General features: G+C 67.8%; 24 protein-coding genes. 10 read left to right on the top strand and 14 right to left on the bottom strand.

Annotated features, from left to right (window positions below):
• Positions 1–16: 16 nt before the first annotated feature.
• The 6 genes from lepB to rpoE form a co-directional block, all read right to left on the bottom strand.
• Complete coding sequence (gene lepB / locus SK095_RS20720) at positions 17–871, bottom strand: signal peptidase I (RefSeq protein WP_201485366.1); 855 nt, start codon at positions 869–871, stop codon at positions 17–19.
• 5 nt (positions 872–876) lie between these two features.
• Positions 877–2,676 (bottom strand): translation elongation factor 4, encoded by a 1,800-nt coding sequence (lepA, locus tag SK095_RS20715; protein ID WP_320547363.1) that lies wholly within the window; start codon positions 2,674–2,676, stop codon positions 877–879.
• Between the two features lie 156 nt (positions 2,677–2,832).
• On the bottom strand, positions 2,833–4,257 hold the full coding sequence (locus SK095_RS20710) for a DegQ family serine endoprotease (protein WP_320547362.1): 1,425 nt from the start codon (positions 4,255–4,257) through the stop codon (positions 2,833–2,835).
• Positions 4,258–4,302: 45 nt separating this feature from the next.
• Positions 4,303–4,770, bottom strand: a complete 468-nt coding sequence (locus tag SK095_RS20705; RefSeq protein WP_136488795.1) for a SoxR reducing system RseC family protein — start codon at positions 4,768–4,770, stop codon at positions 4,303–4,305.
• 7 nt (positions 4,771–4,777) lie between these two features.
• Complete coding sequence (locus SK095_RS20700) at positions 4,778–5,332, bottom strand: sigma-E factor negative regulatory protein (protein WP_136488794.1); 555 nt, start codon at positions 5,330–5,332, stop codon at positions 4,778–4,780.
• Between the two features lie 29 nt (positions 5,333–5,361).
• Positions 5,362–5,943, bottom strand: a complete 582-nt coding sequence (gene rpoE / locus SK095_RS20695) for an RNA polymerase sigma factor RpoE (protein ID WP_136488793.1) — start codon at positions 5,941–5,943, stop codon at positions 5,362–5,364.
• A 330-nt stretch (positions 5,944–6,273) separates the two neighbouring features.
• On the opposite strand from rpoE, the gene nadB reads away from it, so the two are divergent.
• Positions 6,274–7,893 (top strand): L-aspartate oxidase, encoded by a 1,620-nt coding sequence (nadB, locus tag SK095_RS20690; protein WP_136488792.1) that lies wholly within the window; start codon positions 6,274–6,276, stop codon positions 7,891–7,893.
• On the opposite strand, the gene SK095_RS20685 is transcribed toward nadB, so the two are convergent.
• Positions 7,878–8,348, bottom strand: a complete 471-nt coding sequence (locus SK095_RS20685) for a protein YgfX (protein WP_320547361.1) — start codon at positions 8,346–8,348, stop codon at positions 7,878–7,880. The genes nadB and SK095_RS20685 overlap by 16 nt on opposite strands.
• Positions 8,332–8,589, bottom strand: coding sequence for a succinate dehydrogenase assembly factor 2 (locus SK095_RS20680; protein ID WP_320547360.1), 258 nt, complete (start codon positions 8,587–8,589; stop codon positions 8,332–8,334). The genes SK095_RS20685 and SK095_RS20680 overlap by 17 nt, the downstream gene beginning before the upstream one ends.
• 121 nt (positions 8,590–8,710) lie before the next feature.
• Here SK095_RS20680 and SK095_RS20675 point away from each other — a divergent pair, with 121 nt between their 5' ends.
• A complete protein-coding gene (locus SK095_RS20675; RefSeq protein ID WP_320547359.1) occupies positions 8,711–9,646 on the top strand; it encodes a folate-binding protein in 936 nt (311 codons plus the stop codon).
• A gap of 6 nt (positions 9,647–9,652) precedes the next feature.
• On the opposite strand, the gene SK095_RS20670 is transcribed toward SK095_RS20675, so the two are convergent.
• Together SK095_RS20670 and SK095_RS20665 are read right to left on the bottom strand one after the other, a co-directional pair.
• On the bottom strand, positions 9,653–11,047 hold the full coding sequence (locus tag SK095_RS20670; protein ID WP_320547358.1) for a sensor histidine kinase: 1,395 nt from the start codon (positions 11,045–11,047) through the stop codon (positions 9,653–9,655).
• Positions 11,040–11,711 (bottom strand): response regulator, encoded by a 672-nt coding sequence (locus SK095_RS20665; RefSeq protein WP_320547357.1) that lies wholly within the window; start codon positions 11,709–11,711, stop codon positions 11,040–11,042. The genes SK095_RS20670 and SK095_RS20665 overlap by 8 nt, the downstream gene beginning before the upstream one ends.
• Positions 11,712–11,902: 191 nt before the next feature.
• Here SK095_RS20665 and SK095_RS20660 point away from each other — a divergent pair, with 191 nt between their 5' ends.
• The 5 genes from SK095_RS20660 (at position 11,903) to SK095_RS20640 (ending at position 17,235) form a co-directional block, all read left to right on the top strand.
• Complete coding sequence (locus tag SK095_RS20660) at positions 11,903–13,168, top strand: OprD family porin (RefSeq protein WP_320548934.1); 1,266 nt, start codon at positions 11,903–11,905, stop codon at positions 13,166–13,168.
• A 39-nt stretch (positions 13,169–13,207) separates the two neighbouring features.
• Positions 13,208–14,185, top strand: a complete 978-nt coding sequence (locus SK095_RS20655) for a tripartite tricarboxylate transporter substrate binding protein (RefSeq protein WP_320547356.1) — start codon at positions 13,208–13,210, stop codon at positions 14,183–14,185.
• An 87-nt stretch (positions 14,186–14,272) separates the two neighbouring features.
• Positions 14,273–14,713, top strand: coding sequence for a tripartite tricarboxylate transporter TctB family protein (locus SK095_RS20650; protein ID WP_320547355.1), 441 nt, complete (start codon positions 14,273–14,275; stop codon positions 14,711–14,713).
• Positions 14,714–14,717: 4 nt separating this feature from the next.
• A complete protein-coding gene (locus SK095_RS20645; RefSeq protein ID WP_320547354.1) occupies positions 14,718–16,235 on the top strand; it encodes a tripartite tricarboxylate transporter permease in 1,518 nt (505 codons plus the stop codon).
• Positions 16,219–17,235 (top strand): AbrB family transcriptional regulator, encoded by a 1,017-nt coding sequence (locus SK095_RS20640; protein ID WP_320547353.1) that lies wholly within the window; start codon positions 16,219–16,221, stop codon positions 17,233–17,235. The genes SK095_RS20645 and SK095_RS20640 overlap by 17 nt, the downstream gene beginning before the upstream one ends.
• Positions 17,236–17,930: 695 nt before the next feature.
• On the opposite strand, the gene tcuB is transcribed toward SK095_RS20640, so the two are convergent.
• The 3 genes from tcuB to SK095_RS20625 form a co-directional block, all read right to left on the bottom strand.
• The gene (gene tcuB, locus SK095_RS20635; protein ID WP_320547352.1) at positions 17,931–19,115 is read right to left on the bottom strand and encodes a tricarballylate utilization 4Fe-4S protein TcuB; all 1,185 of its coding nucleotides are present in this window, start codon (positions 19,113–19,115) and stop codon (positions 17,931–17,933) included.
• Positions 19,102–20,556 carry an FAD-dependent tricarballylate dehydrogenase TcuA gene (tcuA, locus tag SK095_RS20630; RefSeq protein ID WP_320547351.1) on the bottom strand — a complete coding sequence of 485 codons (1,455 nt, stop codon included), beginning with the start codon at positions 20,554–20,556 and terminating at the stop codon, positions 19,102–19,104. Before tcuA ends, tcuB begins: the two co-directional genes overlap by 14 nt.
• Before the next feature lie 116 nt (positions 20,557–20,672).
• Entirely contained in the window at positions 20,673–21,617 is a 945-nt protein-coding gene (locus SK095_RS20625) for a LysR substrate-binding domain-containing protein (protein ID WP_320547350.1), read from the bottom strand.
• Between the two features lie 207 nt (positions 21,618–21,824).
• On the opposite strand from SK095_RS20625, the gene SK095_RS20620 reads away from it, so the two are divergent.
• A complete protein-coding gene (locus SK095_RS20620) occupies positions 21,825–22,679 on the top strand; it encodes a DUF6279 family lipoprotein (protein WP_320547349.1) in 855 nt (284 codons plus the stop codon).
• 2 nt (positions 22,680–22,681) lie between these two features.
• On the opposite strand, the gene ung is transcribed toward SK095_RS20620, so the two are convergent.
• Entirely contained in the window at positions 22,682–23,377 is a 696-nt protein-coding gene (gene ung, locus SK095_RS20615) for a uracil-DNA glycosylase (protein WP_320547348.1), read from the bottom strand.
• 186 nt (positions 23,378–23,563) lie between these two features.
• Between ung and SK095_RS20610 the strand changes: the two genes are divergently transcribed.
• Together SK095_RS20610 and SK095_RS20605 are read left to right on the top strand one after the other, a co-directional pair.
• On the top strand, positions 23,564–24,802 hold the full coding sequence (locus SK095_RS20610) for an ABC transporter substrate-binding protein (RefSeq protein ID WP_136488779.1): 1,239 nt from the start codon (positions 23,564–23,566) through the stop codon (positions 24,800–24,802).
• 200 nt (positions 24,803–25,002) lie between these two features.
• Entirely contained in the window at positions 25,003–26,250 is a 1,248-nt protein-coding gene (locus SK095_RS20605) for an ABC transporter substrate-binding protein (protein WP_136488778.1), read from the top strand.
• Positions 26,251–26,430 lie beyond the last annotated feature (180 nt).

The raw sequence follows: 26,430 nt of genomic DNA, 5'->3' as shown, positions 1-26,430 counted from the left end.
TGAACTGTTCAGTGCATCAGTGGATCAGCCCGACACGCTCGAAGGTCGGCAGATGGCCGACCTTGGGAGCTGGCCAGCTCATCCACACGGCGAACGCCTTGCCGACGATGTTGCGGTCGGGAACCATGCCGTGCAGCTCGGGCGCGATGGCCGGATCATCCCAGTAACGGCTGTCGTTGGAGTTGTCGCGGTTGTCGCCCATCATGAAGTAGTGCCCCGCGGGCACAACCCACTCGCGGTCCGGTTCGATACGGTAGCGGCGCATTTCCTTGCGGATCAGGTGCTCCGCCGCGCCCAGCTTCTCGCTGAACAGGCGGGCGCTGCCGAGGCTGCCCGGCTCGTCGCCGATCAGCTGCTCGGCCACCGGCTGGCCGTTGACGAACAGACGCTTGTCGCTGCTGTAGCGCACATGATCGCCGGGCAGGCCGACCACGCGCTTGATGTAGTTCACGTTGGGATCGCTGGGGAAGCGGAACACCATCACATCGCCGCGCTGCGGCTCGCCGATCTCGATCACCTTGGTGTCCACCACCGGCAGGCGGATGCCGTAGGAGAACTTGTTGACCAGGATGAAGTCGCCGACCTCGAGGGTCGGCTTCATCGAGCCGGAAGGGATCTGGAACGGCTCGACCAGGAACGAGCGCAGCACCAGCACCAGCGCCAGCACCGGGAAGAACGACTTGCCGTATTCCACCAGCACCGGCTCGCGGGCCAGCTTCTGCAGCACCTGCGGGTCGGTCTGGCTCACGCTGCCCTGGTAGGCGGCGATGGCGGCACGGCGACGCGGGGCGAGGAACAGCAGGTCGAGCAACGCCAGCACGCCGCACACGGCGACGGCCAGCACCAGCAGCAACGGAAAGTTCAGAGTCATGATCCTCAGCTGTCCACCTTGAGCACGGCAAGGAAGGCTTCCTGCGGAATTTCCACACTGCCCACCTGCTTCATCCTTTTCTTGCCGGCCTTCTGCTTCTCCAGCAGCTTCTTCTTGCGGCTGACGTCACCGCCGTAGCACTTGGCCAGCACGTTCTTCCTGAGCGCCTTGACCGTCGAGCGGGCCACCACCTGACCGCCGATGGCCGCCTGGATCGCCACGTCGAACATCTGCCGCGGGATCAGTTCCTTCATCTTCTCCACCAGCTGGCGGCCCTTGTAGGCCGCGTTGTCGCGGTGGACGATCAGCGCCAGGGCATCGACCCGCTCGCCGTTGATCAGCACGTCCAGGCGCACCAGGTTGGCGGCCTGGAAGCGGTCGAAGCCGTAGTCCAGCGAGGCATAGCCGCGGCTGGCCGACTTCAGGCGGTCGAAGAAGTCGAGCACCACCTCGTTCATCGGCAGATCGTAGCTGACCTGCACCTGGCTGCCGAGGAAGTGCATGTCGCGCTGCACGCCGCGCTTCTCGATGCACAGGGTGATCACACTGCCCAGGTGATCCTGCGGCACCAGGATGTTGGCGCGGCAGATCGGCTCGCGCATCTCGGCGATAGACGCCAGGTCCGGCAGCTTGGACGGGTTGTCGACGTAGACGATGTCGCCGTTCTTCAGCACCACCTCGAACACCACGGTCGGCGCGGTGGTGATCAGGTCCAGGTCGTACTCGCGCTCGAGGCGCTCCTGGATGATCTCCATGTGCAGCATGCCGAGGAAGCCGATGCGGAAGCCGAAGCCCAGCGCGTCGGAGCTTTCCGGCTCGTACTGCAGCGCGGCGTCGTTGAGGGTCAGCTTCTCCAGCGCGTCGCGGAAGTCCTCAAAGTCGTCCGAGCTGACCGGGAACAGGCCGGCGTAGACCTGCGGCTTGACCCGCTTGAAGCCCGGCAGGACGTCGACGTCCGGGGTGTTGGACAGGGTCAGGGTGTCGCCTACCGGCGCGCCCTGGATGTCCTTGATGCCGGCGACGATGAAGCCCACTTCGCCGGCCTTGAGGTCGGCGGTGGCGGTGTGCTTGGGGGTGTACACGCCGACGCTGTCGACCTGGTGGACCTTGCCGGTCGACTTGACCAGGATCTTGTCGCCCTTCTTGACCCGGCCGTGGCGCACGCGCACCAGCGACACCACGCCCAGGTAGTTGTCGAACCAGGAATCGATGATCAGCGCCTGCAGCGGCGCATCGATCTCGCCCTCGGGCGGCGGGATGACCTCGACCAGGCGCTCGAGCACGTCGACCACGCCCATGCCGCTCTTGGCGCTGCAGGCCACGGCGTCGGTGGCGTCGATGCCGATGATGTGCTCGATCTCTTCCTTGACCCGCTCTGGCTCGGCCTGGGGCAGGTCCATTTTGTTCAGCACCGGCATCACCTCGAGGCCCTGCTCGATGGCGGTGTAGCAGTTGGCCACAGACTGCGCCTCGACGCCCTGGCCGGCGTCCACCACCAGCAGCGCGCCCTCGCAGGCGGCCAGCGAGCGGCTGACCTCGTAGGTGAAGTCGACGTGGCCGGGGGTGTCGATGAAGTTCAGCTGGTAGGTCTTGCCGTCCTGCGCCTTGTAGTGCAGGGTCACGCTGTGTGCCTTGATGGTGATGCCGCGCTCGCGCTCGAGATCCATGGAGTCGAGCACCTGCGCCTCCATCTCGCGGTCGGACAGGCCGCCGCAGATCTGGATGAAGCGGTCGGCCAGGGTCGACTTGCCATGGTCGATGTGGGCGATGATGGAGAAGTTGCGGATATGACTCAGATCACTCACGGGCTCAACACTCAAAAGGAGAGCGCGGGCTGTGCCCGCCGAAAATAGCCGTGAATTCTAGCGTATCGCCTCGGCGGGCGTCACCCACGGCTTGACACCCGGCAGCACATACGCAACGGGGGCGCCGAAGCGCCCCCGCAGCCACTGCAGTGTCGATCACTCGGACAGCTTGAAGGTGATGAAGCTGGCGCGTCCCTGGCGCAGCACGCGCATCGACACGCTGCGATTCTTCGGCAGCGCCTCGGCGACCTTGGCGAAGGTCTTCGCCGAGTTGATCGACTCGTTGTTCAGATGGGTGATCACGTCGCCCGGTCGCAGCCCGATCAGCGCCGCCGGGCCGTTCTGCACCTCGCGGATCAGCGCACCGCCCTCCACTTCCAGGGCCTTCTTCTGCTCGGCGCTGAGGTCGACCACGGTCACCCCCAGGCGGTTGCTGCTGCGCGCTGCATCGTCCTTGCCCGTGGAGGCGATCGCCTCGCCCTCTTCCGGCAGCGCGCCGACGGCCAGCTTCAGGCGCTTGCGCTCGCCTTCGCGGACCACGTCCAGCTCCACCTCGGTGCCCGGCTTGAGGGTGCCGACCAGGTGCGGCAGGTCGGCGGACACCACGATCGGCTGGCCGTTCAGCGCCAGGATCACGTCGCCCACCTGCAGGCCGCCCTTGGCTCCCGGGCTGCCTTCCAGCACCTGGGCCACCAGCGCACCGGCCGGCTTGTCCAGACCGAAGGACTCGGCCAGGTCCTTGTTCACTTCCTGGATCACCACGCCCAGCCAGCCGCGACTGACCTTGCCCTCGGCCTTGAGCTGCTCGGCCACGTTCATCGCCACGTCGATCGGGATGGCGAACGACAGGCCCATGAAGCCGCCGGAGCGGGTGAAGATCTGCGAGTTGATGCCGACCACCTCGCCGTCCAGGTTGAACAGCGGACCGCCGGAGTTGCCCGGATTGATCGCCACGTCGGTCTGGATGAACGGCACGTAGTTCTCGTCGGGCAGGCTGCGCCCCTTGGCGCTGACGATGCCGGCGGTCACCGAGTGGTCGAAGCCGAACGGCGAGCCGATGGCCACCACCCACTCGCCGACCTTGAGTTCGTCCGACTTGCCGAGCTTGACGGTCGGCAGGCTCTTGCCCTCGACCTTGAGCAGGGCCACGTCGGTGCGTGGATCGGCGCCGACCAGCTTGGCTTCCAGCTCGCTGCGGTCGGACAGGCGCACGATGATCTCGTCGGCGTCGGCCACCACGTGGTTGTTGGTCAGCACGTAGCCGTCACTGGAAATGATGAAGCCCGACCCCAGCGACTGCGCCTGACGCTTGCGCGGCGCCTGTCCCGGCGGCACCTGCGGGATGCTGCGCTCGAAGAATTCACGGAACATCGGCGGCAGGCCTTCCAGGTCCGGCATCATCTGCGGCGGCAGGCCGGCGGCCTGGGCCGGCATGCTCTGCCGGGTGCTGATGTTGACCACGGCCGGCGAGGCCTGCTCGACCAGCTCGGTGAATTCCGGCAACTGCGCATGGGCCACCAGTGCCTGGGCCATCGCCAGCAGCGCAGCCAGCGACAGCATGGCGCGTTTCAGGGTACGCATGAATCTTGGACTCCCTTTGAGATCAACCTTCAAGACCAACCGGGATCAGCCGTTCTCCGCCGGCGGCACCGCACAGACCGCCAGCTCGGCACGCAGCACGACCGGCTGTCGGGCCGGATCGTCCACGTCCTGCCGGCTGTGCCTGCGCACCAGCCACCAGACCGCGAGGAATCCGCCCAGAGCGGCGAGAATGACAAAAGACTCGGCCAGCGCCAACCACTGTGCCAGCATTGCACCGGCAAACAGCCCCAGCAACGGCAGCAGGTAGACCCGCAGGGAGCTCTGTACCAGCAGATCCTCGCGAATGCCGATCACCACCCCGTCACCCACCGCCAACCGCAGATCGGTCAGTGCGCGCACGTAGCCGCGCTTCTGGCCGACCCCCAGTTTTTCCATCAGGCCCTGCCCGCAGCCGGCGTTCGCCGAGCACGCGCTGCAGGTGCTGCGGCGCAGGGTCTCCACCCACACCGCTCCGTCCTCGACCGCGACGACCCGCCCCGGCTCCTCGAGCATGCCGACCTCAGCGCCCGGCGCCCGCAGCCTCGGCAGCCGGCTGCGGCGGCACGCTGCGAATCAGGTCGTCCGGCTGGGCCGGCTTGGCGGGCTCGGCCTGCACCGCGCCGGCCGGGTAGCTCACCAGCTGCGCGTCCGTCGGCGCTGCGGCGATCGGCGCCAGCTTCTGCTGGGACGATTGTACCGGCACGCTCTGCTCGGCCATCTGCGGCGCCATGCCGGTTTCGTCCTGGTTGTTGTAGAAGCGCACGCCGGCCAGCACCGCCAGGGTCACCGAGGCAGCCACGGCGAAGCGGCCCAGATGGCGCCAGGAGCGCGCCGGCCTGGCGACCGGTGCCGCGGCGTCTTCGGCGTCGATGGCAGCCGACACCGCGGCTGCCAGATCCAGCTTCGGCAGCACGGCCTGCCTGTGCATCACGTCACGGGCCAGTTGGTAGCGCGCCCAGCGCTCGCGCAGGGCCGCATCCTCGCCGGCTGCCGCGAGCACGCGCCGCAGTTCCAGCTCATCAGCCTCGCCATCCATGACGGCGGACACCGACTCATCCAGGACTTCACGACTCATGGTATTACCCTCTTGGCTTTCGCCGGCTTTCAGCCCTCGTGCAGCAGCGGCTGCAGGGCCTTGTCGATCGCTTCACGCGCGCGGAAGATCCGCGAGCGCACCGTACCCACCGGACATTGCATGGCGGTGGCAATGTCCTCGTAGCTCAGCCCCTCGAACTCGCGCAGGGTCAGCGCCGTGCGCAGGTCCTCGGGCAGCTGCTGGATGGTCCGGTGCACAGTGGCCTCGATCTCATCGCGCAGCAAGGCGCGCTCCGGCGTCTCGAGATCCTTGAGGGCGTGATCGCCTTCGAAGAACTCGGCATCCTCGGCGCTGACGTCAGTGTCCGGCGGGCGCCGCCCGCGCGCCACCAGGTGATTCTTCGCCGTGTTCACGGCGATGCGGTACAGCCAGGTGTAGAAGGCGCTGTCGCCGCGGAAGTTGCCCAGCGCGCGATACGCCTTGATGAAGGCCTCCTGCGCCACGTCCTGGGCTTCCTGGGGATCGTGCACGAAGCGCACGATCAGCCCGAGAATCTTGTGCTGGTACTTGAGCACCAGCAGATCGAACGCGCGCTTGTCACCACGCTGGACCCGCTCGACCAGTTGCTGATCCGGTTCCTGGGTTTGCATTCAAGCTCCTTCAAACGTCCGCGGAGAGCTGTGCGGCCCAGTACATCCGGTCTGGTTGAATAGACCCGGGCCCTGCACAAAAGTTCGCCTTCGCGGACACCTTTCCCGCGACCGCTCGGCCCGGGGACGAAAAAAACGGACGCGGCGCCGATGGCGCCGCGCACGGCTGACTCTGCCACGCGAGGAACGCAGGCCCAGGCAGCGACAGCCAGTGGCGCGCGCGGGCAGGGCAACCTCGGTAAGAACGCAGATAATTGCTCAAGTTCACTTATATTGTGCCGCCGGGGGCTTCTATATACTAGGGAGCGATCTACCAGCGGAACGGCGCACATGAGCCAACACTTTCAGCACGACGTACTGGTCATCGGCAGCGGCGGCGCCGGCCTGTCCCTCGCCCTCAACCTGCCGGACCACCTGCGCATCGCCGTACTGAGCAAGGGCGACCTCGCCGGCGGCTCCACCTACTGGGCCCAGGGCGGCGTGGCCGCGGTGCTGGACGACAGCGACGACATCGAGTCGCACGTGCAGGACACCCTGACCGCCGGCGCCGGCCTTTGCCGCGAGGACGCGGTGCGCTTCACCGTCGAGCACAGCCGCGAGGCGATCCAGTGGCTGATCGACCAGGGCGTGCCCTTCACCCGCGACGAGGAGCACCACGACGGCGAGCGCGGCTTCGCCTTCCACCTGACCCGAGAGGGCGGCCACAGCCACCGGCGCATCATCCATGCCGCCGACGCCACCGGCACGGCGATCTTCAACACCCTGCTCGCCCGCGCCCGCCAGTGCCCGAACATCGAATTGCTCGAGCAGCGCGTGGCGGTCGACCTGATCACCGAGCGCAAGCTCGGCGGCAAGGGCCGCCGCTGCCTCGGCGCCTACGTGCTCAACCGCAACAGCGGCGAGGTCGACACCTACCGCGCACGCTTCGTGGTGCTGGCCACCGGCGGCGCGGCCAAGGTCTACCTGTACACCAGCAACCCGGACGGCACCTGCGGCGACGGCATCGCCATGGCCTGGCGCGCCGGCTGCCGGGTCGGCAACCTGGAGTTCAACCAGTTCCACCCCACCTGCCTGTACCACCCGCAGGCGAAGAACTTCCTGATCACCGAAGCACTGCGCGGCGAGGGCGGCCTGCTGCGCCTGCCGGGCGGCGAACGCTTCATGGACCGCTTCGACGCCCGCGGCGAACTGGCCCCGCGCGACATAGTCGCGCGCGCCATCGACCACGAGATGAAGCGCCTCGGCATCGACTGCGTGTACCTGGACATCAGCCACAAGCCGGCCGAGTTCATCAAGACGCACTTCCCCACCGTCTACGAGCGCTGTCTGGGCTACGGCATCGACATCACCCGCCAGCCGATCCCGGTGGTGCCGGCGGCGCACTACACCTGCGGCGGCGTGGTGGTCGACAGCCGCGGCCACACCGACGTGCCCGGCCTGTACGCCATCGGCGAGACCAGCTTCACCGGCCTGCACGGCGCCAACCGCCTGGCCAGCAACTCGCTGCTGGAGTGCTTCGTCTACGCCCGCGCGGCCGCCGCCGACATCGTCAGCCAGCTGGAACGGGTCGGCATGCCGCATGCGCTGCCGAGCTGGGACGCCAGCCAGGTCACCGACTCCGACGAGGACGTGATCATCGCGCACAACTGGGACGAACTGCGGCGCTTCATGTGGGACTACGTCGGCATCGTGCGCACCAACAAGCGCCTGCAGCGCGCCCAGCACCGCGTGCGCCTGCTGCAGAGCGAGATCCACGAGTTCTACAGCAACTACCGGGTCAGCCGCGACCTGATCGAGCTGCGCAACCTGGCGCTGGTCGCCGAGCTGATGATCCAGTCGGCCATGCTGCGCCGCGAGAGCCGCGGCCTGCACTACACCCTCGACTACCCAGGCCAGTTGCCCAAGGCCGGCGACACCATCCTGGTGCCGCCGGGCTACCTGCCCGACTGAGCCTCGCCCACCGGCGCCCAGCGCCGGCGGGCGAACTTCAGGCGCACGCGCAGGCGGCGATGCCGGTCGCGGCACAGGCTGTCGGCCGGAATGCACAGTCCGCGGGCGAACCACTGTCCAGGCCGGCGGAACTGCAGCACCACCGCCTGCGGCAGCGCCAGGCTGCCCGGGCGCAGCTGCACCGCCACCCAGCCCTCGGCGGCATTGCGCAGTTGCCAGCCACGCCCGTCATGGCGCAGGGCGGTGAAGGCACTCAGGTGGCTGAGCAGGATCGCGCGCGGCAGGGTCCAGGCGGCGTGGACCAGGCAGAGCAGCAGGCCGGCGGCCTGCGCCCAGCCCGGGATGGCGGCGAGCGCCAGGGCCAGCACGGCCAGCCCCAGGCTCAGCAGATAGAGCGCCAGCAGGCGCCGCGACGGGCGCCAGTGGCACTCGAAGGGCTCACTTCGGCTGGACACGATCCAGGATCATGCGCACCATGCGCGCGTGGTCGGCGTTCTCGGGCTGGCTGTAGCCCATGAACCAGCTGAACAGGTCCGGGTCCTCGCACTTGAGCAGGTTGCGGAAACGCTCCTGGTCGACCGCCTCCAGTTGGGCGTAGGCCTCGTCGAGGAACGGCTTGAACAGCACGTCCAGCTCCAGCATGCCGCGCCGGCATTCCCACTGCAGTCGTTTCAGTTCGATGTTTTCTTCGGTCATCTCGGCCTCCTCGGCAATCGCGGCATTATAGCGAGGGCCTCCGACGCCGCCAGCCCGCTGACAAGAGTCGGCGGGGCGCTCTATGATGACCGCCCCGACCTTCGCACCGGCAACCGACACGATGTCCGCATTCTTCTGCTCGCTCGACCACGAGGGGGTTCTCGCCGTCCACGGCGTGGATGCCGCCAAGTTCCTCCAGGGTCAGCTGACCTGCAACCTCAACTACCTGAACGCCGAGACCAGCAGCCTGGGCGCGCGCTGCACGCCCAAGGGCCGCATGCTGTCGAGCTTCCGCATCGTGCCGCTGGCCGACGGCTTCGCCCTGGCCATGGCCCGCGAGCTGATCGAGCCGCAGCTGGCCGACCTGAAGAAGTACGCGGTGTTCTTCAAGGCTCAACTGGCCGACGAGAGCGCGGCCTGGGTGCGTTTCGGCCTCAGCCAGGGCGACGGCGCCCTGCTCGCCCTCGGCGTCGACCTGCCGAGCGCCGACGGCAGCGTCGCCCGACACGACGAGCTGCTCGCCGTGCGCCTGCCGGGCGAACGCGCCGAGCTGTGGGTGCCCGTCAGCGCGGCCGACGGCCTGCACCATCGCCTTGCCGCCCACCTGCCCGAGGGCAGCCTCAACGACTGGCTGCTGAGCCAGGTGCGCGCCGGCGTCGCCCAGGTGTTCGGCGCGACCCGCGAGCTGTTCATCCCGCAGATGCTCAACCTGCAGAGCCTCGGCGGCGTCAGCTTCAAGAAGGGCTGCTACACCGGCCAGGAAATCGTCGCGCGCATGCAGTACCTCGGCCGCCTCAAGCGCCGCCTGTACCGCCTGCGGCTGGACGGCGGCGAACTGCCGGCGCCCGGCAGCGAGCTGTTCTCGCCGGTGCACGCCAGCTCGGTGGGCGAGGTGGCGCTGGCCGCGCGCAGCGACGACGGCATCGAGCTGCTCGCCGTGCTGCAGGACAACGCCGTCGAGGACGGCCGCCTGCACCTGGGCAGTCTGGAAGGCCCGGCGCTGCAGCTGCTCGAGCTGCCCTACACGATCGACGCCGACCGCGACATCCAGCGCTGAGCCGCCCTACTCCACCGCCGCGAACTCCACCCGCACGCGCAAGCCGCCCGCCGCGCCGTCCTCCAGACTGATGCGTGCGCGGTGGGCGCGGCAGATCTCGCCGACGATCGCCAGGCCCAGCCCCGCCCCCGTGCCGCCGGCGCTGCGCCGGTAGAAGCGCTCGAACACCTTCTCGCGCTCCTCCGGCGGAATGCCCGGACCGTCGTCCTCCACCTCGAGGATCGCCGGTGCCAGCACGCGCAGGATCACGTTGCCGCCCGCAGGTGTGTGCGCCAGGGCGTTGTCCAGCAGGTTGCACAGCAGCTCGCTGAGCAGGGTCGGCTCGCCGTCGATCCACACCGCCTCCTCCGCCTCCAGCGCCAGCGCCACGCCGCGGCCATGGGCCAGCGGCGCCAGCGCCAGGCCCAGCTCGCGGGCCAGCGCGCCCAGCTCCAGGCGCTGCGCGCCGCCCTCGGCGATGGCCCGCGCACCGCTCTCGATGCGCGCCAGCGACAGCAGCTGGTTTGCCAGCTGGGTCAGCCGCTCGGTGCTGCCGGCGGCCTCGTCGAGCGCCTGGCGCCACTGCGCGGCATCCTCGCTGCGCCGGCCCAGCTCCAAGCGCGCCTTGAGCGCGGCCAGTGGGGTGCGCAGCTCGTGGGCGGCCTCGGCGATGAACTGCGCCTGGCGCTCGAACAGCCCGCGCAGGCGCGCGTTGAACTGGTTGAGGGCGTCCACCAGCGGGCGCAGCTCACGCGGCAGGCCGGCCTCCGGCAGCGGCTGCAGGTCGTCGCTGTCCCGCGCCGCCACCGCCTGGCGCAGCTGCTCCAGCGGGCGCAGCGCCAGGCTGACCGCCAGCCACACCAGCCCCAGGGCGGTGAGCGCCAGCAGGCCCATGCGCCACAGGGTTCCGACCAGCAGCTCGCGGGCCATGCGCTCGCGGGCGCCGCGGGTCTCGGCCACGCGGATCTCGGCCATGCCTTCCAGCTCCGCTTCGCTGACCGGCTGCAGCAGGCTGACCACGCGCACGTCCTGCTCGCGGTAGACGCCGTCGTAGAAGCGCGCCAGCGCCGGGTAGTCGTCGGTGCGCTTCACCTTCGGCCCCGCCGCCGGCAGCGCCTCGTAGCCGGAGACCAGGCCGCCGTGCGGGTCGAGCACCTGGTAGTAGATGCGCCCGGCGCTGTCGTAGGCGAAGGTGTCCAGCGCCACGTAGGGCACGTTGGCGCGCAGCTTGCCGTCGCTGCTGTACAGGCCGTCGGCCACCGCGCGCGCCGAGGCCAGCAGGGTGCGGTCGTAGGCGGTATCCGCCGCGCGGCGCGCACTCCAGTAGCTGCTCAGCCCGCCGAACGCCAGGATCAGCGCCAGCAGCAGGGCCAGGCGGCGCAGCAGCCGGCCGCGCAGGCTGCTGCCCGGCAGCTCAGCCATCGCAGGCCTCCAGCAGGTAGCCGAGGCCGCGGAAAGTGACGATGCGCACGCCGCGGCCTTCCAGCTTCTTGCGCAGGCGGTGGATGTAGATCTCGATGGCGTCGGGACTGGCCTCCTCGTCGAGGCCGAACACCTGGTCGGCGAGCTGCTCCTTGCTCATCACCCGCCCGGGGCGGGCGATCAGCGCCTGCAGCACCGCCTGCTCGCGCGAGGTCAGGCTGAGCACTTCGGCGCCGAGGCTGAAGCGCCGGGTGCCGAGGTCGAAGACCAGCGCGCCGCAGCGCTGCTGCTGCTCGCCGCCCTGCACGCTGCGGCGCAGCAGCGCCTTGACCCGCGCCTCCAGCTCGGACAGCTCGAAGGGCTTGGCCAGGTAGTCGTCGGCGCCGAGGTTGAGGCCGTGCACGCGGTCGGCCACCTCGCCGCGGGCGGTGAGCATCAGCACCGGCAGGGTCTTGCCACGCTCGCGCAGGCGCGCCAGCACCTGGAAGCCGTCCAGGCGCGGCAGGCCGACGTCGAGGATGGCCAGCGCGTAGTCCTCGCTGGCCAAAGCCAGGTCGGCGGCCACGCCGTCGGTCAGCAGGTCCACGGTCCAGCCGGCGCCACGCAGCGCCTGGGCCACGCTGGCGGCCAGCGGGGGATGGTCTTCGACCAGCAGGATTCGCACGGGGAAGTCTCCGAAGTCTTGTCGTTATGCGCCGAGTGTAACGGCAGCCGCCGCGCAGCCAATGCGCCGGGAACTTTCTTTCAGGCTGAAAGCCAGGCGAAAGCTTCGCCCCCTAGCATCGCACCTGGGCCATCCCAGCCCCCACGGCAGCCCGACTGCCGACGACAACAACAATGACTGGAGATACCGCGATGCCGACTGCCGCCTGGCAGGCCCTGCCGCCTGTCCGCCGCCTGGCCCTGGCCATCACCGCCTGCACCCTCGCCCCGCTGGCCCACGCCGAGTTCGTGGAAGACAGCAGCGCCAGCCTGACCACCACCAACATCTACCTCAACCGCGACTTCCGCGAAGGCGCCGGACAGAACAAGCGCGAGGAATGGGGCCAGGGCTTCCTGCTCGACATCAGATCCGGCTACACCGAAGGTGGCGTCGGCGTCGGCATCGACGCCCTGGGCATGCTCGGCGTCAAGCTCGACTCCGGGGGTGGGCGCACCGGCACCGACCTGCTGCCGGTACAGGACGACGGCGGCACCCCGGACCAGTTCGGCCGCCTGGGCCTGACCGCCAAGGTCAAGGTGTCCGAAACCGAGCTGCGCTACGGCTCGCACATCCCCGAGCTGCCGGTGGTCAAGGCCAGCGACAGCCGCCTGCTGCCGCAGGTGTTCGAGGGCGGCCTGCTCACCTCCAGGGAGATCGCCGGTCTGACCTTCACCGGCGGGCGTCTGGACCAGGTGATCGACCGCGCCTCGACCAACTCCGAGGACCTGGTGCTCAACAGCAAGAACCGGCGCTTCCCCGGCGGCGTCACCAGCGACCACCTGGATCTCGCCGGCCTCGACTACCAGTTCGGCAAGAGCCTGAGCGGCCGCTACTTCTTCGCCGACCTCGACGACGTCTACCGCCAGCACTACTTCGGCCTGCTCGCCAAGCAGCCGCTCGGCGCCGGCACCCTCAGCTCCGACCTGCGTCTGATGCTCAGCGACGACAGCGGCGCCGCCCGCGCCGGCGAGATCGACAACCGAGCGCTGAGCGGCATGCTCGGCTATGGCCTGGGGGCCCACAAGTTCAGCCTCGGCTACCAGCAGATGAGCGGCGACACCGGCTACGCCTACATCGACGGCAGCGACCCGTTCCTGGTCAACTTCGTGCAGATCAACGACTTCGCCAACGCCGACGAGCGCTCCTGGCAGGCGCGCTATGAGTACGACTTCGCCGGCCTCGGCGTGCCCGGCCTGGGCTTGCTCGCCCGCTACGTCAGCGGCGATGACGCCGAGATCGTCGGCAGCAGCGCCAAGGGCAGCGAATGGGAGCGCGACCTCGAGCTCAAGTACGTGGTGCAGAGCGGCCCGCTCAAGGACCTCTACGTGCGCCTGCGCAACGCCAGCTTCCGTTCCGACTTCGCCCGCGACGCGGACGAGAACCGAGTGATCGTCGGCTACAGCCTGCCGATCTGGTAACCCCTGCCGCACTATAAGAATCGACCGGAGAAACACGTCATGAACACTGCTATCACCCGCATCGCCCTCGCCGCCGCCGGCCTCGCCTTCGCCGGCCAGCTGCTCGCCGCCGAGCCCAAGCGCCCGGAGTGCATCGCCCCGGCCAAGCCCGGCGGCGGCTTCGACCTGACCTGCAAGCTGGCGCAGAGCGGCCTCAAGGACGGCGGCCTGCTCAAGGCGCCGATGCGCGTCACCTACATGCCCGGAGGCATTGGCGCGGTAGCCTACAACGCCGTGGTCGCCCAGCGGCCCAAGGACCCGGGCACCATCACCGCCTTCTCCTCAGGATCCCTGCTCAACCTGGCGCAGGGCAAGTTCGGCCGCTACGACGAAAACGCAGTCAGGTGGCTGGCCGCCATCGGTACCGACTACGGCGCCGTCATCGTCCGCGAGGACTCCCCCTACAAGACGCTCAACGATCTGCTTGACGTCTTGAAACAGGATCCGGGCAAGCTGGTGATCGGCGCCGGCGGCACCATTGGCAGCCAGGACTGGATGCAGACCGCGCTGATCGCCCGCGCCGCCGGAGTCGATCCGCAGAAGCTGCGCTATGTCGCCTTCGAGGGTGGGGGTGAGCCGATGACTGCCTTGCTTGGCAGCCATGTACAGGCGGTCATCAGTGGCCTCAGCGAAGGTACGGCACAGCTGGAGGCAGGCAAAGTACGGGTCCTCGCCGTGATGTCCGAGGACCGCCTGCCCGGCAAGCTGACGAACATCCCCACCGCGAAAGAACAGGGCTATGACATCACCTGGCCTATCGTTCGCGGTTTCTACATGGGCCCGGAGGTCAAGGACGAGGACTATGCCTGGTGGAAAGGCCAGTTCGACAAGATGCTGGCCAGCGAGGACTTCGCCCAGCTACGTGAAAAGCGCGACCTGTTCCCGCTGGCCATGACCGGCGATGAGCTGCGCGAGTTCGTGCTCCAGCAGGTCGCCCAGTACAAGCAGCTGGCCGGCGAGTTCGGACTGGTCCAGTAAGCGGTCTGGCCGGAAGGGATCCCCTGCCCTTCCGGCTGTCCCTCTCCCCGGCGGAGAGACCTCCGCCCCCCACCCAGGTAAATCGCCATGTATGACCGCCTGTTCGGCTCGGTCTGGTTGCTGCTGTGCGCCGGACTGGCCCTGATCGCCTGGGGGTTCCAGGCCCCCTTCTCCTACGACCCGGTCGGGCCTCGCTCCTACCCTCTGCTGCTGCTCGGCCTGCTCGGTGCCGGCGCCCTGTGGCTGGTGATCCGCCCGGCCGTGCACCAGCACCTGCTGAGCCGCCCGCAGACCCTGCGCGCTGCGCTGTGCGTCGCCGGCCTGCTGGCCTATGCCTTCCTGTTCGACCCGCTGGGCTTCGTTCCGGCCACTGCGCTGGCTACCGCCGGCCTCGGCCTGCTGTTCGGCGGCCGGCCGCTGCCCTGCGCGCTGTCCGGCGTGCTGATGGGCGTACTGCTCTACGTGCTGTTCGACCTGCTGCTCGACGTGCCCCTGCCGCTGGGCGTGTTCGCCTTCCTCGTGGAGTGACACCATGGAAACCTTGAACTTCCTGCTGCAGGGCTTCGATGTCGCCCTGCGCCCCGACAATCTGCTGATGGCGTTGTTCGGCGCCATCGTCGGCACCATCGTCGGCATGCTGCCGGGCCTCGGTCCGATCAACGGCGTCGCACTGCTGCTGCCACTGGCCTTCGCCCTCGGCCTGCCGCCGGAAACCGCGCTGATCCTGCTGGCCGCCGTGTATCTCGGCTGCGAGTACGGCGGACGCATTTCCGCCATCCTGCTCAACGTGCCGGGTGATGCCGCGGCGATCATGACCACCATCGACGGCTATCCGCTGGCCAAGCAGGGCAAGGCCGGCATCGCCCTGTCGCTGTCGGCGATGAGCTCGTTCATCGGCAGTACCATCGCCACCATCGGCGTGGTGCTGTTCGCTCCGATCCTCGCCAACTGGGCGGTGGCCTTCGGTCCGGCCGAGTACTTCGTGCTGATGGTGTTCGCCATCACCTGCCTGGGCGGCCTGGTCGGTGACAAGCCGGCAAAGACCCTGATGGCCGCGCTGATGGGCCTGGCGCTGGCCACCGTCGGCGTCGATGCCACCACCGGCGTGTACCGCTTCACTTTCGGCAGCCTCAGCCTGTCCGACGGCATCCAGTTCGTGATCGTGGTGATCGGCCTGTTCAGCGTCAGCGAGATCCTGCTGATGCTCGAGCAGACCCACAGCGGCCAGCAAGCGGTCAAGGCCAGTGGACGCCTGCTGTTCAACTTCAAAGAGTTCTGCCAGGTTGGCTGGGCCACGGTGCGCAGCGCCCTCAGCGGCTTCGTAATCGGTACCCTGCCGGGCGCCGGGGCGACCATTGCCAGCGCCATGGCCTACATCAACGAGAAGCGCATCGCGGGCAGCTCCGGCCGTTTCGGCCAGGGCGACCTGCGCGGCCTGGCCGCCCCGGAAGCAGCCAACAACGCCTCGGCCTGCGGCTCGCTGATCCCCATGCTGACCCTCGGCGTGCCGGGCTCGGGCACCACCGCGGTGATGATCGGCGCACTGACCCTGTACAACATCACCCCCGGCCCACTGCTGTTCGAGCAGCAGCCCGACGTGGTGTGGGGCCTGATCGCCTCGCTGTTCATCGGCAACGTCATCCTGCTGGTGATGAACATCCCGCTGGTCGGCCTGTTCTCGCGCATGCTCAGCGTGCCGAACTGGATCCTGGTGCCGGCAATCATCGTCGTCAGCCTGGTCGGCGTCTGGGCCGTGCACAGCACCACCTTCGACCTGGTGCTGATGATCGCTCTCGGCGTGTTCGGCTACATCCTGCGCAAGCTGGACTTCCCGCTGTCGGCGCTGATCCTCGGCTTCGTCCTCGGCGACCTGATGGAGGACAACCTGCGCCGCGCCCTGTCGATCTCCAGCGGCGAACTGGGCATCCTGTGGTCCAGCCCGATCACCCTGGTGCTCTGGGCGCTGGTGGCGCTGATGCTGGCCATGCCGGGCATCCGCTGGTGGCGTGCGCGCGGCAAGGCCCAAACCGCAGATGCGACTGCGCACTGAACTCCTCGCCACCCCCATCGTCGGGGCCGGCGGCGGCTACCTGGCCAGCCTCATGGGTTGGCCACTGCCGTGGCTGGTCGGCGCTCTGCTGGCGGTCATGCTGGTACGCTGCAGCGGCTGGTTGCTGGCCGAGATGCCGGGGGGCCGGCAGACCGGCCAATGGCTGATCGCCAGCGGCCTCGGCCTGCACTTCACCACCGAGGTTCTGGCGCAGATGGTCGAGCATTTCGCCATCATCCTGCTGGGAGCTCTGGGGACACTGCTGCTCAGTCTGATCGGAATCACCCTGCTTAGGCAGGCTGGGGTGGACCGGGCAACGGCTTTCTTCTCCAGCATGCCCGGAGGCGCCAGCGAGATGGTCAATCTCGCCCGCCGCAATCAGGCCCATGCCGCACAGGTGGCTGCGGCGCACAGCCTGCGGCTGTTGCTGGTGGTTCTGCTGATTCCGGCATTGTTCAATTGGGGTCTGCCGACCCCATCCGCCCCGCCAGCCACGCCAGTGGACTGGCGCTGGCTCGCGCTTCTCCTGCCAGCCGGGGCTTTGCTGGCCCTGCTCTGGAAGCATCTGCACCAGCCGAACCCCTGGATGCTGGGACCTCTGCTGACCTGCGCAATAGCTGCCAGCAGCTTCGACCTGCACATCGGCCTGCCCCCGCTGGCGGGCCCGACAGGCCAGTGGCTGATCGGCTGCGCACTGGGTTGCCATTTCGACCGCGGCTTCTTCCGTTCTGCCCCTGCATTTCTCGCCCGCATATTGCTGTTCAGCCTGCTGGCCATGCTCTGCGCTGCCGCTCTGGCGAGCGGCCTGGGCTGGCTGGCAGGAAAGGACCACCTCTCCCTGATGCTGGGCATGATGCCCGGTGGCATCACCGAGCTGTGTCTGACCGCCGAGGCCCTGCAGCTGTCGGTGGCAATGGTCACCGCGCTGCAGGTGTTGCGCCTGTTTCTCGTGATGTTTCTCGCCGAACCGCTGTACCGGCTCTGGCAACGCCGGAGCTGATTGCATCGCAACGACCAAGACTTGGCCCGCCTCGTGCGGGTCTTTTTTATGCTTCTGCGCAGCTGCTTATCCTGAATGCGCGACATCCTCAAAGCATCCGCCACCGGCACCATCCTGCACATCCAGGCTCGGGGTACATCTCCTGCTGCTGCAGCGACCGTAGCCGCTCGCTGTGTACGCTGCCGGCCGGGAGCCGACGCCCAGCGCCCGCTCACTCGATCAGCCACTGCTTGTCACTCGGGCGACCTGGCGGAGCAGCCACAGCCCTCGCAGCTCACGCAACGTACGCACATGCAGCCGGAACACCCCGACCATCGTTAGCCGGCCCCTGGCCGCTCAGGAAAGCGGACTGCTTGCCCGGTCTGGTGTCGTCTCTAGCGCAGCACGGCCCCAGGTCCCAGTGCGCACCATTGCGCAGCGTCGTAGCGATACGAAGTTACTGCTCAGGATGGTCCGACTGACGTGCTGACGGCGCCACCGAATCAAGTGGCAAGAACATGCAAAGCACCCCGCTGCGGCTCAAAAGCAAGCCGCTTCAGACACAGGTGTGTCGAGAGGCAGGAGGGAACGATTGCCGGACGCAGGACGGGAATCGACGCCCCAGCAAAAAGACGACACCCCGGCGGATCCATGACCCGTCGGGGTGTCTCAGGTAGATGCCCGGCTTCAGCAGGCAGCCGGACCAAACTCCTTGATCAATCGCCGCCCAGCTTGAGCGTATTGGGCTGGCGCTTTTCGATCGCCGACTTGAGCAGTGCCGCACTGCGGAAGATACCGTGGGCAAACTTGCTGTAGGGCATGGTCAGGAAGAAGGCCATCACCAGCCCCAGATGGGTTGCCAGCAACAGGGCCATGGCACTGGTTTCCCGGAAGGCGAGCAGCGCCAGGCCACTCAGGCTGACCAGGAACAGCAGGGCAATGAAACCACGATCCATCGGCCGCTGCTTGACATCGCCATGCTCAGGGTGACGACGGTAGTTCAGCCACAACAGACCAGCCGGACCGATCAGCAGGCCGACACCACCGACAATCCCCAGCAACACCGGCAAGCTGGTCACCGGATAGGGCGCCTCCCAGCCGAACAGGTAGTGGTAGAGCGTCGCCACACTGGTAGCGGCAAAGCACAGCATGAACCCGTAGAAGGTCAGGTGGTGGAAACGCCGGCGCCACAGGGTGAACTGGTCGTCTGCGTTGTTGCAGCCCTGGCCATGTCCACCATCCAGGTACTTCAGCTCGAGCACTGCCTGAGTCGCCTCGAGAGCCGCCGCATTCACGTTGACCTCAGGCGCTCCGGGCGGTGAGACGTTCCGCCAGAAACGACGCACGCCAAGCGCCAGCGCCAGCACGGCAAAACCGAACACCGAGCCGAACATCAGCACCAGCGTGTTGTGCGGGAAAATGGCGTAGAAATTGCCACCCACTACCGGCGCGAACAGGTTGCCGCTGGCTGCCACGGTCAGGATCAGGAAGAGCACCAGGGCGGCCGCACTGGCCAGCGCCAGGGTCAGACCGTTGCGCTTGTAGAGCTTGCCGAGCGGAGCCGGCCAGGCGTATTCGGCATAGGTTTCCATCCGCACCTTGGCCATGGCCTGAGGCACGTTGACCGCGAAATCGTGGGGTGCTGCGTATTGGCAGGCATGCAGGCAGGCGCCGCAGTTGTGGCACAGATTGGCCAGGTAATGGATATCGGCCCGGCCGAACTCCAGTCGGCGGGTCATCGCCGGAAACACTGCGCAGAAGCCCTCGCAGTAGCGGCAGGAGTTGCAGATGGTCATCTGCCGCTCGACCTCGGTTTCCGCCAGATTGAGGATGGGGATCAACTGGCCTGCTTTACCCTCCGGGCCTTGCCCCTGAGGGGCGTGGGGATCAAACATTTGCATGGTCGTGTCCTGCTGTCACTGCGTGTGAACGGTATCCGGCAGCAGCAGCCGCCTCGGTTCCGGCGATACGCCCGAAGGCGGTGCCGATGGCCATGCCGATGCCCGCCGTATAGCCCTTGCCAAGCACGTTGCCGGCCATCATCTCGCCAGCCACGAACAGATTGGCGCAGGGCTTGCCGGCGAAATGCACCGCAGCGGTTGCGTCGGTCCTCAGGCCGAGATAGGTGAAGGTGACCCCCGGGCGCAGCGGGTAACCGTAGTAGGGCGGCGTATCGAGCGGCCGTGCCCAATGCGTCTTGGCGGGAGTGATCCCCTCGGTGTGGCAGTCGTCCAGCGCCGTGTGGTCGAAGGTGCCGACACGACAGGCCCGGTTGTAACTCTCGATGGTCTTCACGAACTCGGCCTCAGGCAGTCCGAGCAGTCGCGCCAGCTCATCGAGACTGTCGGCCTTGGTGCCTGGAAATACCGGCGGCATGAAGCTGCCGACCGACTTGCGGTCGATGATGGAGTAGCCGATCTGCCCCGGCTGCTGGGCCACCAGACGCCCCCAGATGGCGTAGCGCTTGGGCCAGAAGTCTTCGCCTTCGTCGTAAAAGCGCTGCCCTTCGCGGTTGACGACGACACCCAGCGACACACAGTCGATGCGCGTGCAGATACCGCCGTCATACAGCGGCGCGCGCGCATCGATCGCCACCATATGGGCCTGGGTCGGATCGCCGATGGAATCGGCCCCCAGTTCGATCATGCGGCGCAGCAAAACGCCCTTGTTGAAGCGCGTACCGCGGATCAGGAAATTGTCCGAAGGCCACTCGCCGCGCTCATTCTGCCCCCATGCCTCACGCAGCCACTCGCGGTTGGACTCGAAACCACCGGCTGCCAGCACGCAACTACGCGCAGTGATACGTTCGGCGGGCAAGCGCTGCCCGTTGACCGTGCGCTCAGCGACATGCGCCGCCACGAAACGACCGTCCTGCAGCTCGATATCGACCACTGGCATGTCGTAGCGGATCTGCACACCCAGGCGCTCGGCACTCCGGTAATAGGCATTCACCAGCGCCTTGCCACCGCCCATGAAGAAGGCGTTAGTGCGCGCCACATGCAGGGCCCCCGACAGTGGCGGCTGAAAATGCACGCCATGACTGCGCATCCAGTCGCGGCAGGATGACGAGGCACGGATGGCCATGCGTGCAAGCTTCTCGTTGGTAATGCCGCCGGTGACCTTCAGCAGGTCCTGCCAGTACTCCTCCTCCGGATAGGCATCGACCAGTACATCTTGAGGCTTCTCATGCATGCAGCGCAGGTTGCGAGTGTGCTGGGAATTGCCGCCACGCCATTCGCGCGGCGAACTCTCCAGCAGCAGGACACTGGCTCCTGCTTCCCGGGCCATCAGGGCGGCGCAAAGCGCTGCATTGCCGCCACCCACTACCAGTACATCGATCATGTTGTCTCCCCATCGGTGAGGAGACAGATTGGAAGAGACTCCTCACGCTTGGGGCGACTCTAGGGAGCAATGCGCTTGGCCGACAGGAGGCGTTGCCGCAGAGGTATTCAGTTTTTCTAAAGGGCCGGAACCGCAAACTCCTCGATCCAGCTGGCCCCAGGCCACTGCCCGGAACGCACCAGCTCACGAGCCACATCGACGATGACCACCCGTGCAGCCAAGGCAGCCGGAGACAGCTCGTCATCAGACAGACTGGCCAGCAGGTTGCGCCGTCCCGCGTGAGGATCAGCGATTGGCAGCACCCGCAGACCATCCTCTGCAGCGTGGGCCGCCGCGCCCCCCGGCTGTATGGTGGCGGCATGCCCGGCACGGACAGCATCCATCAAAATTGCCAGGCCATCGATGTCCATCACCACGTTCGGCCGGATACCCGAACTCTCGAATGCGGCCATCACGCTGGTACGCAGGCCATGCTGGGCACTCGGCAGGATCAAGGGCAGCTCGCCCAGGTCTGCCAGCCGGACAGCCCCTTCCTGAGGCAAGCCAGGCAAGTCAAGAGGCGCGATGACGAACAACTGCTCGTCCACCAGCGGCCGGACGCACCAGCGCCGACCAACGTCAACCTGGAAAAGCACGGCCAGATCCAGCTGACGAGCATTGAGCTGACTGGCCAGATAGCCGGAGAGCATCTCCACCAGATGCAGCTGAATGTCCGGGTAGCGCGTACGCATCGCGGCAATCAACGGCAGAGCCAGCACCTTTGCCGTGGTCGGAGCAAGGCCGACACTGACCTGACCGCTCATGCGCCCACGCTGGGCAGCACTTATCGCCAGCTCGGCCTGACGCAGCGCCAGCTGCGCATGATGCAGGAAGGCAATGCCGGCACCGGTTGGTACTACGCCCGTGCTGGTGCGATTCAGCAGACGGGTGCTGAGCTCGCTCTCCAGCTTGCTGATCTGCTGACTCAGTGCCGAAGTGCTCACCTCAAGCTCCAAGGCCGCCCGCCCAAGGCTTTTGCACTCGACTACCTTGAGAAAATAACGAAACTGCCTCAGCTCCATAGCCCTCGAGCCTCGATAAGACTTGAAAAATGGTTAGCACCCTCGCGCCAGAGGGCGTAAGCGCAATCAGCTTGTGAGTGCAGCCGGCTGTTCTGGTGAAAAACCGGCACTACGAAGCGCACCGCACCATCTAGCGCCGTACCCATACGGCACAGGGCTTCTCGCTAGCTTATCCTCAAAGCAGTCCAGCACGCCGCCGGAGCGTCCATGTTCCGTCTCGCTCTCTCCCCCCGCCTGCTCGCCCTGCTGCTCGCCCTGCTGGTGCTGGCGGCCTGCAGCCGCCTCGAGCTGGTCTACCGCAACCTCGACTGGCTGATTCCCTGGAAGCTGGACGACTACCTGAGCCTCGACGCCACGCAGAGCGCCTGGCTCGACGCGCGCCTCGACGAACACCTGGCCTGGCACTGCCGCCACGAATTGCCGCGCTACCTGGACTGGCTCGAGCGCCAGCGCCCGCTGCTCGCCGGCAGCCCCGGCGCCGACCGGCTCAAGGCGCCGCTGCTGGAGGCGCGCAGCCTGCTGCAGCCGACCCTCGAGCGCGTCGCTCCGGACGCCGCCCATCTGCTCGCCCGGCTCGACGCCGCGCAGGTCGACGAGCTGGACGAAAACCTCGCCGCCGAACGGGCCGAACTGCACGAGCGCTTTCTCGGCGGCACGCCGCAGGAGCGCCTGCAGCGCCGCGTGGAGCGCATGGAGCAGCGCCTGGAGAGCTGGCTGGGCCCGCTGTATCCGCAGCAGCGCGCCTATCTGCGCTTCTGGGCCGCGCGCCAGGAAGCCGGCGTGCGCCCCTGGCTGGAGTTTCGCCAGCGCTGGCAGGCGCAGTTGCTGACCGAGCTGCGCCGGCCGTCAGGCGACCGCGCCGCACGCCTCCTGCCGCTGCTGGGCGACCCCGAGCGCTACGGCGGCGAGGATTACCGCCAAGCGGCGGAGCGTGCCCGACAGGCGCTGGCCGATCTGCTCAGCGAACTGTGGGCCAGCGCCACCGCGGACCAGCGCGTACACCTCATGCAGCGGCTGGACCGCCTGCGCGACGACCTCGCCGGGCTGCCCTGCCGAAGCTGAACTCAGCGCGCCGGCAGGCGCCAGTCGATCGGCGCCAGGCCGTGCTGCTCGAGGAACTTGTTGGTGCGGCCGAAATGGCCGTTGCCGATGAAGCCGCGGTGCGCCGACAGCGGCGAGGGATGCGGCGAGCGCAGGATCAGGTGCTTGGTCGGATCGATCAGGCGCTCCTTGCTCTGCGCGTGGGCGCCCCACAGCAGGAACACCAGGTGCGGCCGCTCCCGGCTGACCACCTCGATCACCCGGTCGGTGAACGGCTGCCAGCCTGCCGCGGCGTGCGAACCGGCCTTGCCCTGCTCGACGGTCAGCGAGGTGTTGAGCAGCAGCACGCCCTGCTCGGCCCAGTGCTGCAGGCAGCCATGGTTGGGCGGATCGATGTTCAGGTCGCGCTTGAGTTCCTTGAAGATGTTCAGCAGCGACGGCGGCACCGGTACCCCCGGCTGCACCGAGAAGCACAGGCCGTGGGCCTGGCCCGGGCCGTGGTAGGGGTCCTGGCCGATGATCACCACCTTGACCCGCTCCAGCGGGGTGGAGTTCAGCGCGTTGAAGATCAGCCCGCCGGGCGGAAAGATCTGCTTGCCGGCGGCCTTCTCGCGGCGCAGGAACTCGCCCAGCGCCTGCATGTAGGGCTTGTCGAACTCCTCGCCGAGGGCCGCCTTCCAGCCCGGTTCGAGTTTGATGCGATCCTGCGCGGCGCTCATGCCAGCCCCCTGTGTGCGAAACAAAGCGGCACCGTAGAGAGCGCTTCCCGGCAAGTCAAGGCGCGACCTTGGTGGCGGGCGGGGATGACGACCGAAGTCGCGCTCCTTCCCGCGCAAAGGTGCATGGGCGCCTGCTCCCTACGGGCGTACAAAGCCCGCTTCCCCCAGCCACAAGGAAAGGTGTCCATGCGTCGACTCGTCTGTCTCGGCCTGCTGCTCGCAGGCTTCGCCGTCCACGCCGCGCCGGCCGGCGATCCGCTGAAGATCGGCCTCAGCTATCCGCGCACCGGCAACGACAAGGCCGAGGGCCTCGAGCAGATGCGCGGCGCCCTGCTCGCCGTCGCCCAGGTCAATGCCGAAGGCGGCGTGCTCGGCCGGCCGCTGCAGCTGGAAACCGGCAACAGCGCCTCGCGCGCGGAAACCGCGGTGAACACCGTCGACCGCCTGCAGGCCAAGGGCGTGGCCATGGTCTTCGGCGGCGCCACCAGCGAAGAGGTGGTCGCCGCCAGCCGGCGCGCTCGCGAGCACGGCCTGCTGTACTTCGCCACCCTCGCCTATGCCAACGAGGTCACCGGCCAGCACGGCCACCGCTACCTGTTCCGCGAGTCCGGCAGCGCGCACATGAGCGCCCGGGTGCTCGGCGAGTACCTGGCGATCCACCAGCCGCGCCGCCGCTACTTCCACATCACCCGCGACGATGCCTGGGGCAACAGCATGGAGCGCGCCCTGCGCGACAGCACCGCCACCCAGGACAAGGCCCGCCACGGCCGGCGCAGCCTGGCCGCCAGCGGCGCGCGCCTGGTCGACATGCGCGCCGCCCTCGAGGCGGCGGCGAAGAGCGAGGCGGACGTGCTGGTGCTCAACCTGCTCGGCAACGACCTGGTGCAGATCATGAGTCTGGTCGACCAGCAGGGCCTCAACCGCCGCCTGCAGATCATCGTCCCGCACCTGACCAAGCCGCTGGTCGAGCAGATCGGCCCGTCGATCATGGCCGGGGTGATCGGCACCGAGACCTGGACCTGGCGCATTCCCCGCCTGGAGAACAGCCCGGCCGGCGCGGCCTTCGTCAGCGACTTCATCGCCCAGCACCAGGAGTACCCGGGCAGTACCGCGGCCTCCACCTACGCCATCGTCCGCGAGTGGGCCGACGCCGTGGCGCGCGCCGGCAGCAGCGACAGCGAGGCGGTGATCGCCGCACTGGAGGGGCACCGCTACCAGCTGCTCAAGGGCGAACAGGAGTGGCGCGCCTTCGACCACCAGAACGTGCAGGGCGTCTATGCCGTGCGGGTGCGCCCGCGCGAGGAGATCATGCAGGATGCGCTGAAGCAGGACTACTTCGAGATCATCCACCGCATGGGCGGCGAACAGGCCGCCGTGCCACAGGAGGACTGGGAGCAGGAGCGCGACAGCCTGACCCTCGAGTGATCCGCCGCCCGGTGCCGACGCTGCCCGCGGGAGCGGCGCCAGGGTCGCCGCCGGCACGGGGCGCGCATCAGCCGGCATTTCCCCGCGCTTGCGAACTGGATCACAAAACGATGACGCCGCTAGACCAAGAGCTAATGCCCGTCAAACACGCCGGCGCGTAAAACAAGCTCGGGCAAACATAACAATGACCAGGAGGCCCCATGAAGCGCACTCTCACGGCTCTGGCCCTGTGGGCCGGACTTTGCACTACTGCCAGTGCTGTCGATCCGATCACCCTCGGCCTGAACTACCCCCGCACCGGCAGCTACAAGGAAGAAGGGCTGGCACAGATGCGTGGCGCCCTGCTGGCCATCGACGAGATCAACGCCGAGGGCGGCGTGCTCGGCCGCCCCCTGCGTCTGATCAGCCGCGATACCGCCTCGCGTCCGGAGAAGGCGGTGAACAACGTCGACCGCCTGGTCGGTGACGGCGCGGTGATGCTGTTCGGCGGCGCCTCCAGCGCCGTGGCCATCGCCGCCAGCAAGCGCGCCAAGGAGCGCGGCGTGCTGTACTTCGGCACCCTCACCTACTCCAACGACACCACCGGTAAGAACGGCCACCGCTACATGTTCCGCGAGTGCAACAACGCGTGGATGAGCGCGCGCGTGCTCGGCGAGTACCTGGCCAAGGAGCTGCCGAACAAGCGCTACTTCTACGTCACCGCTGACTACACCTGGGGCCACACCAGCGAAAGCTCGCTGCGCCAGACCACCCACAGCACCGACGCCAGCAAGCATCCGGGCCTCAAGGTGCCCTTCCCCGGCGCGCGCCTGGCCGACTACCGCGATGCGCTGACCCAGGCCGCCGGCAGCGACGCCGAGGTGCTCGCCCTGGTGCTGTTCGGCGAGGACCTGGTGCGCGCCATGCGCATCGCCGAGGACCTCGGCCTGACCAAGCGCATGCAGATCGTCGCCCCCAACCTGACCCAGAGCATCGTCGAGCAGGCCGGCCCCGGCCTGATGGAAGGCGTGATCGGCACCGAGCCGTGGACCTGGCGCGTGCCGGAGCTGGAGAAGTCCGAAGCCGGCATGACCTTCGTGAAGAACTTCTCCGAGCGTTACGAACTGATGCCGTCGAGTTCGGCCGCCTCGGCCTACAGCATCGTCCACCAGTGGGCCGACGCCGCCGAGCGCGCGCGCAGCCTGGACAGCGAGAGCCTGATCAAGGCCCTGGAAGGCCACAAGTACCAGCTGCTCAAGGGCCCGCAGGAGTGGCGCACCTTCGATCACCAGAACGTGCAGACCGTCTACGCGGTGAAGGTCAAGTCGCGCGACGAGATCATGAAGGACCGTTCCAGGCAGGACTACTTCGAGATCGTCGGCCGCCTCGACGGCACCCTGGCCGCACCGACCCTCGACGAGTGGAAGCAGGAACGCCTGACCGCCGGCCAGCCGCCCCAGCTGCAGTAAACCCCTCCCACCTCCCGGCGGGGCTGGACAAGCCCCGGTCGGGACGGCTAAAAGAAGTTCATCCCGGCGGCCCGCGGGTCCGGTCAGACGACCGACGCGGGCCTCCACTGACGTACCAGACTGAGCATCCGCCTGCCGGGTGGGCGCGGCTGGAGACTCCGGCAGAGCGCGGCCACCCGC

Source organism: Pseudomonas sp. AN-1 (assembly GCF_034057115.1).
In the GTDB taxonomy this organism is placed as follows: Bacteria; Pseudomonadota; Gammaproteobacteria; order Pseudomonadales; family Pseudomonadaceae; genus Geopseudomonas.
This window is presented reverse-complemented; position numbering and strand designations above follow the sequence as displayed.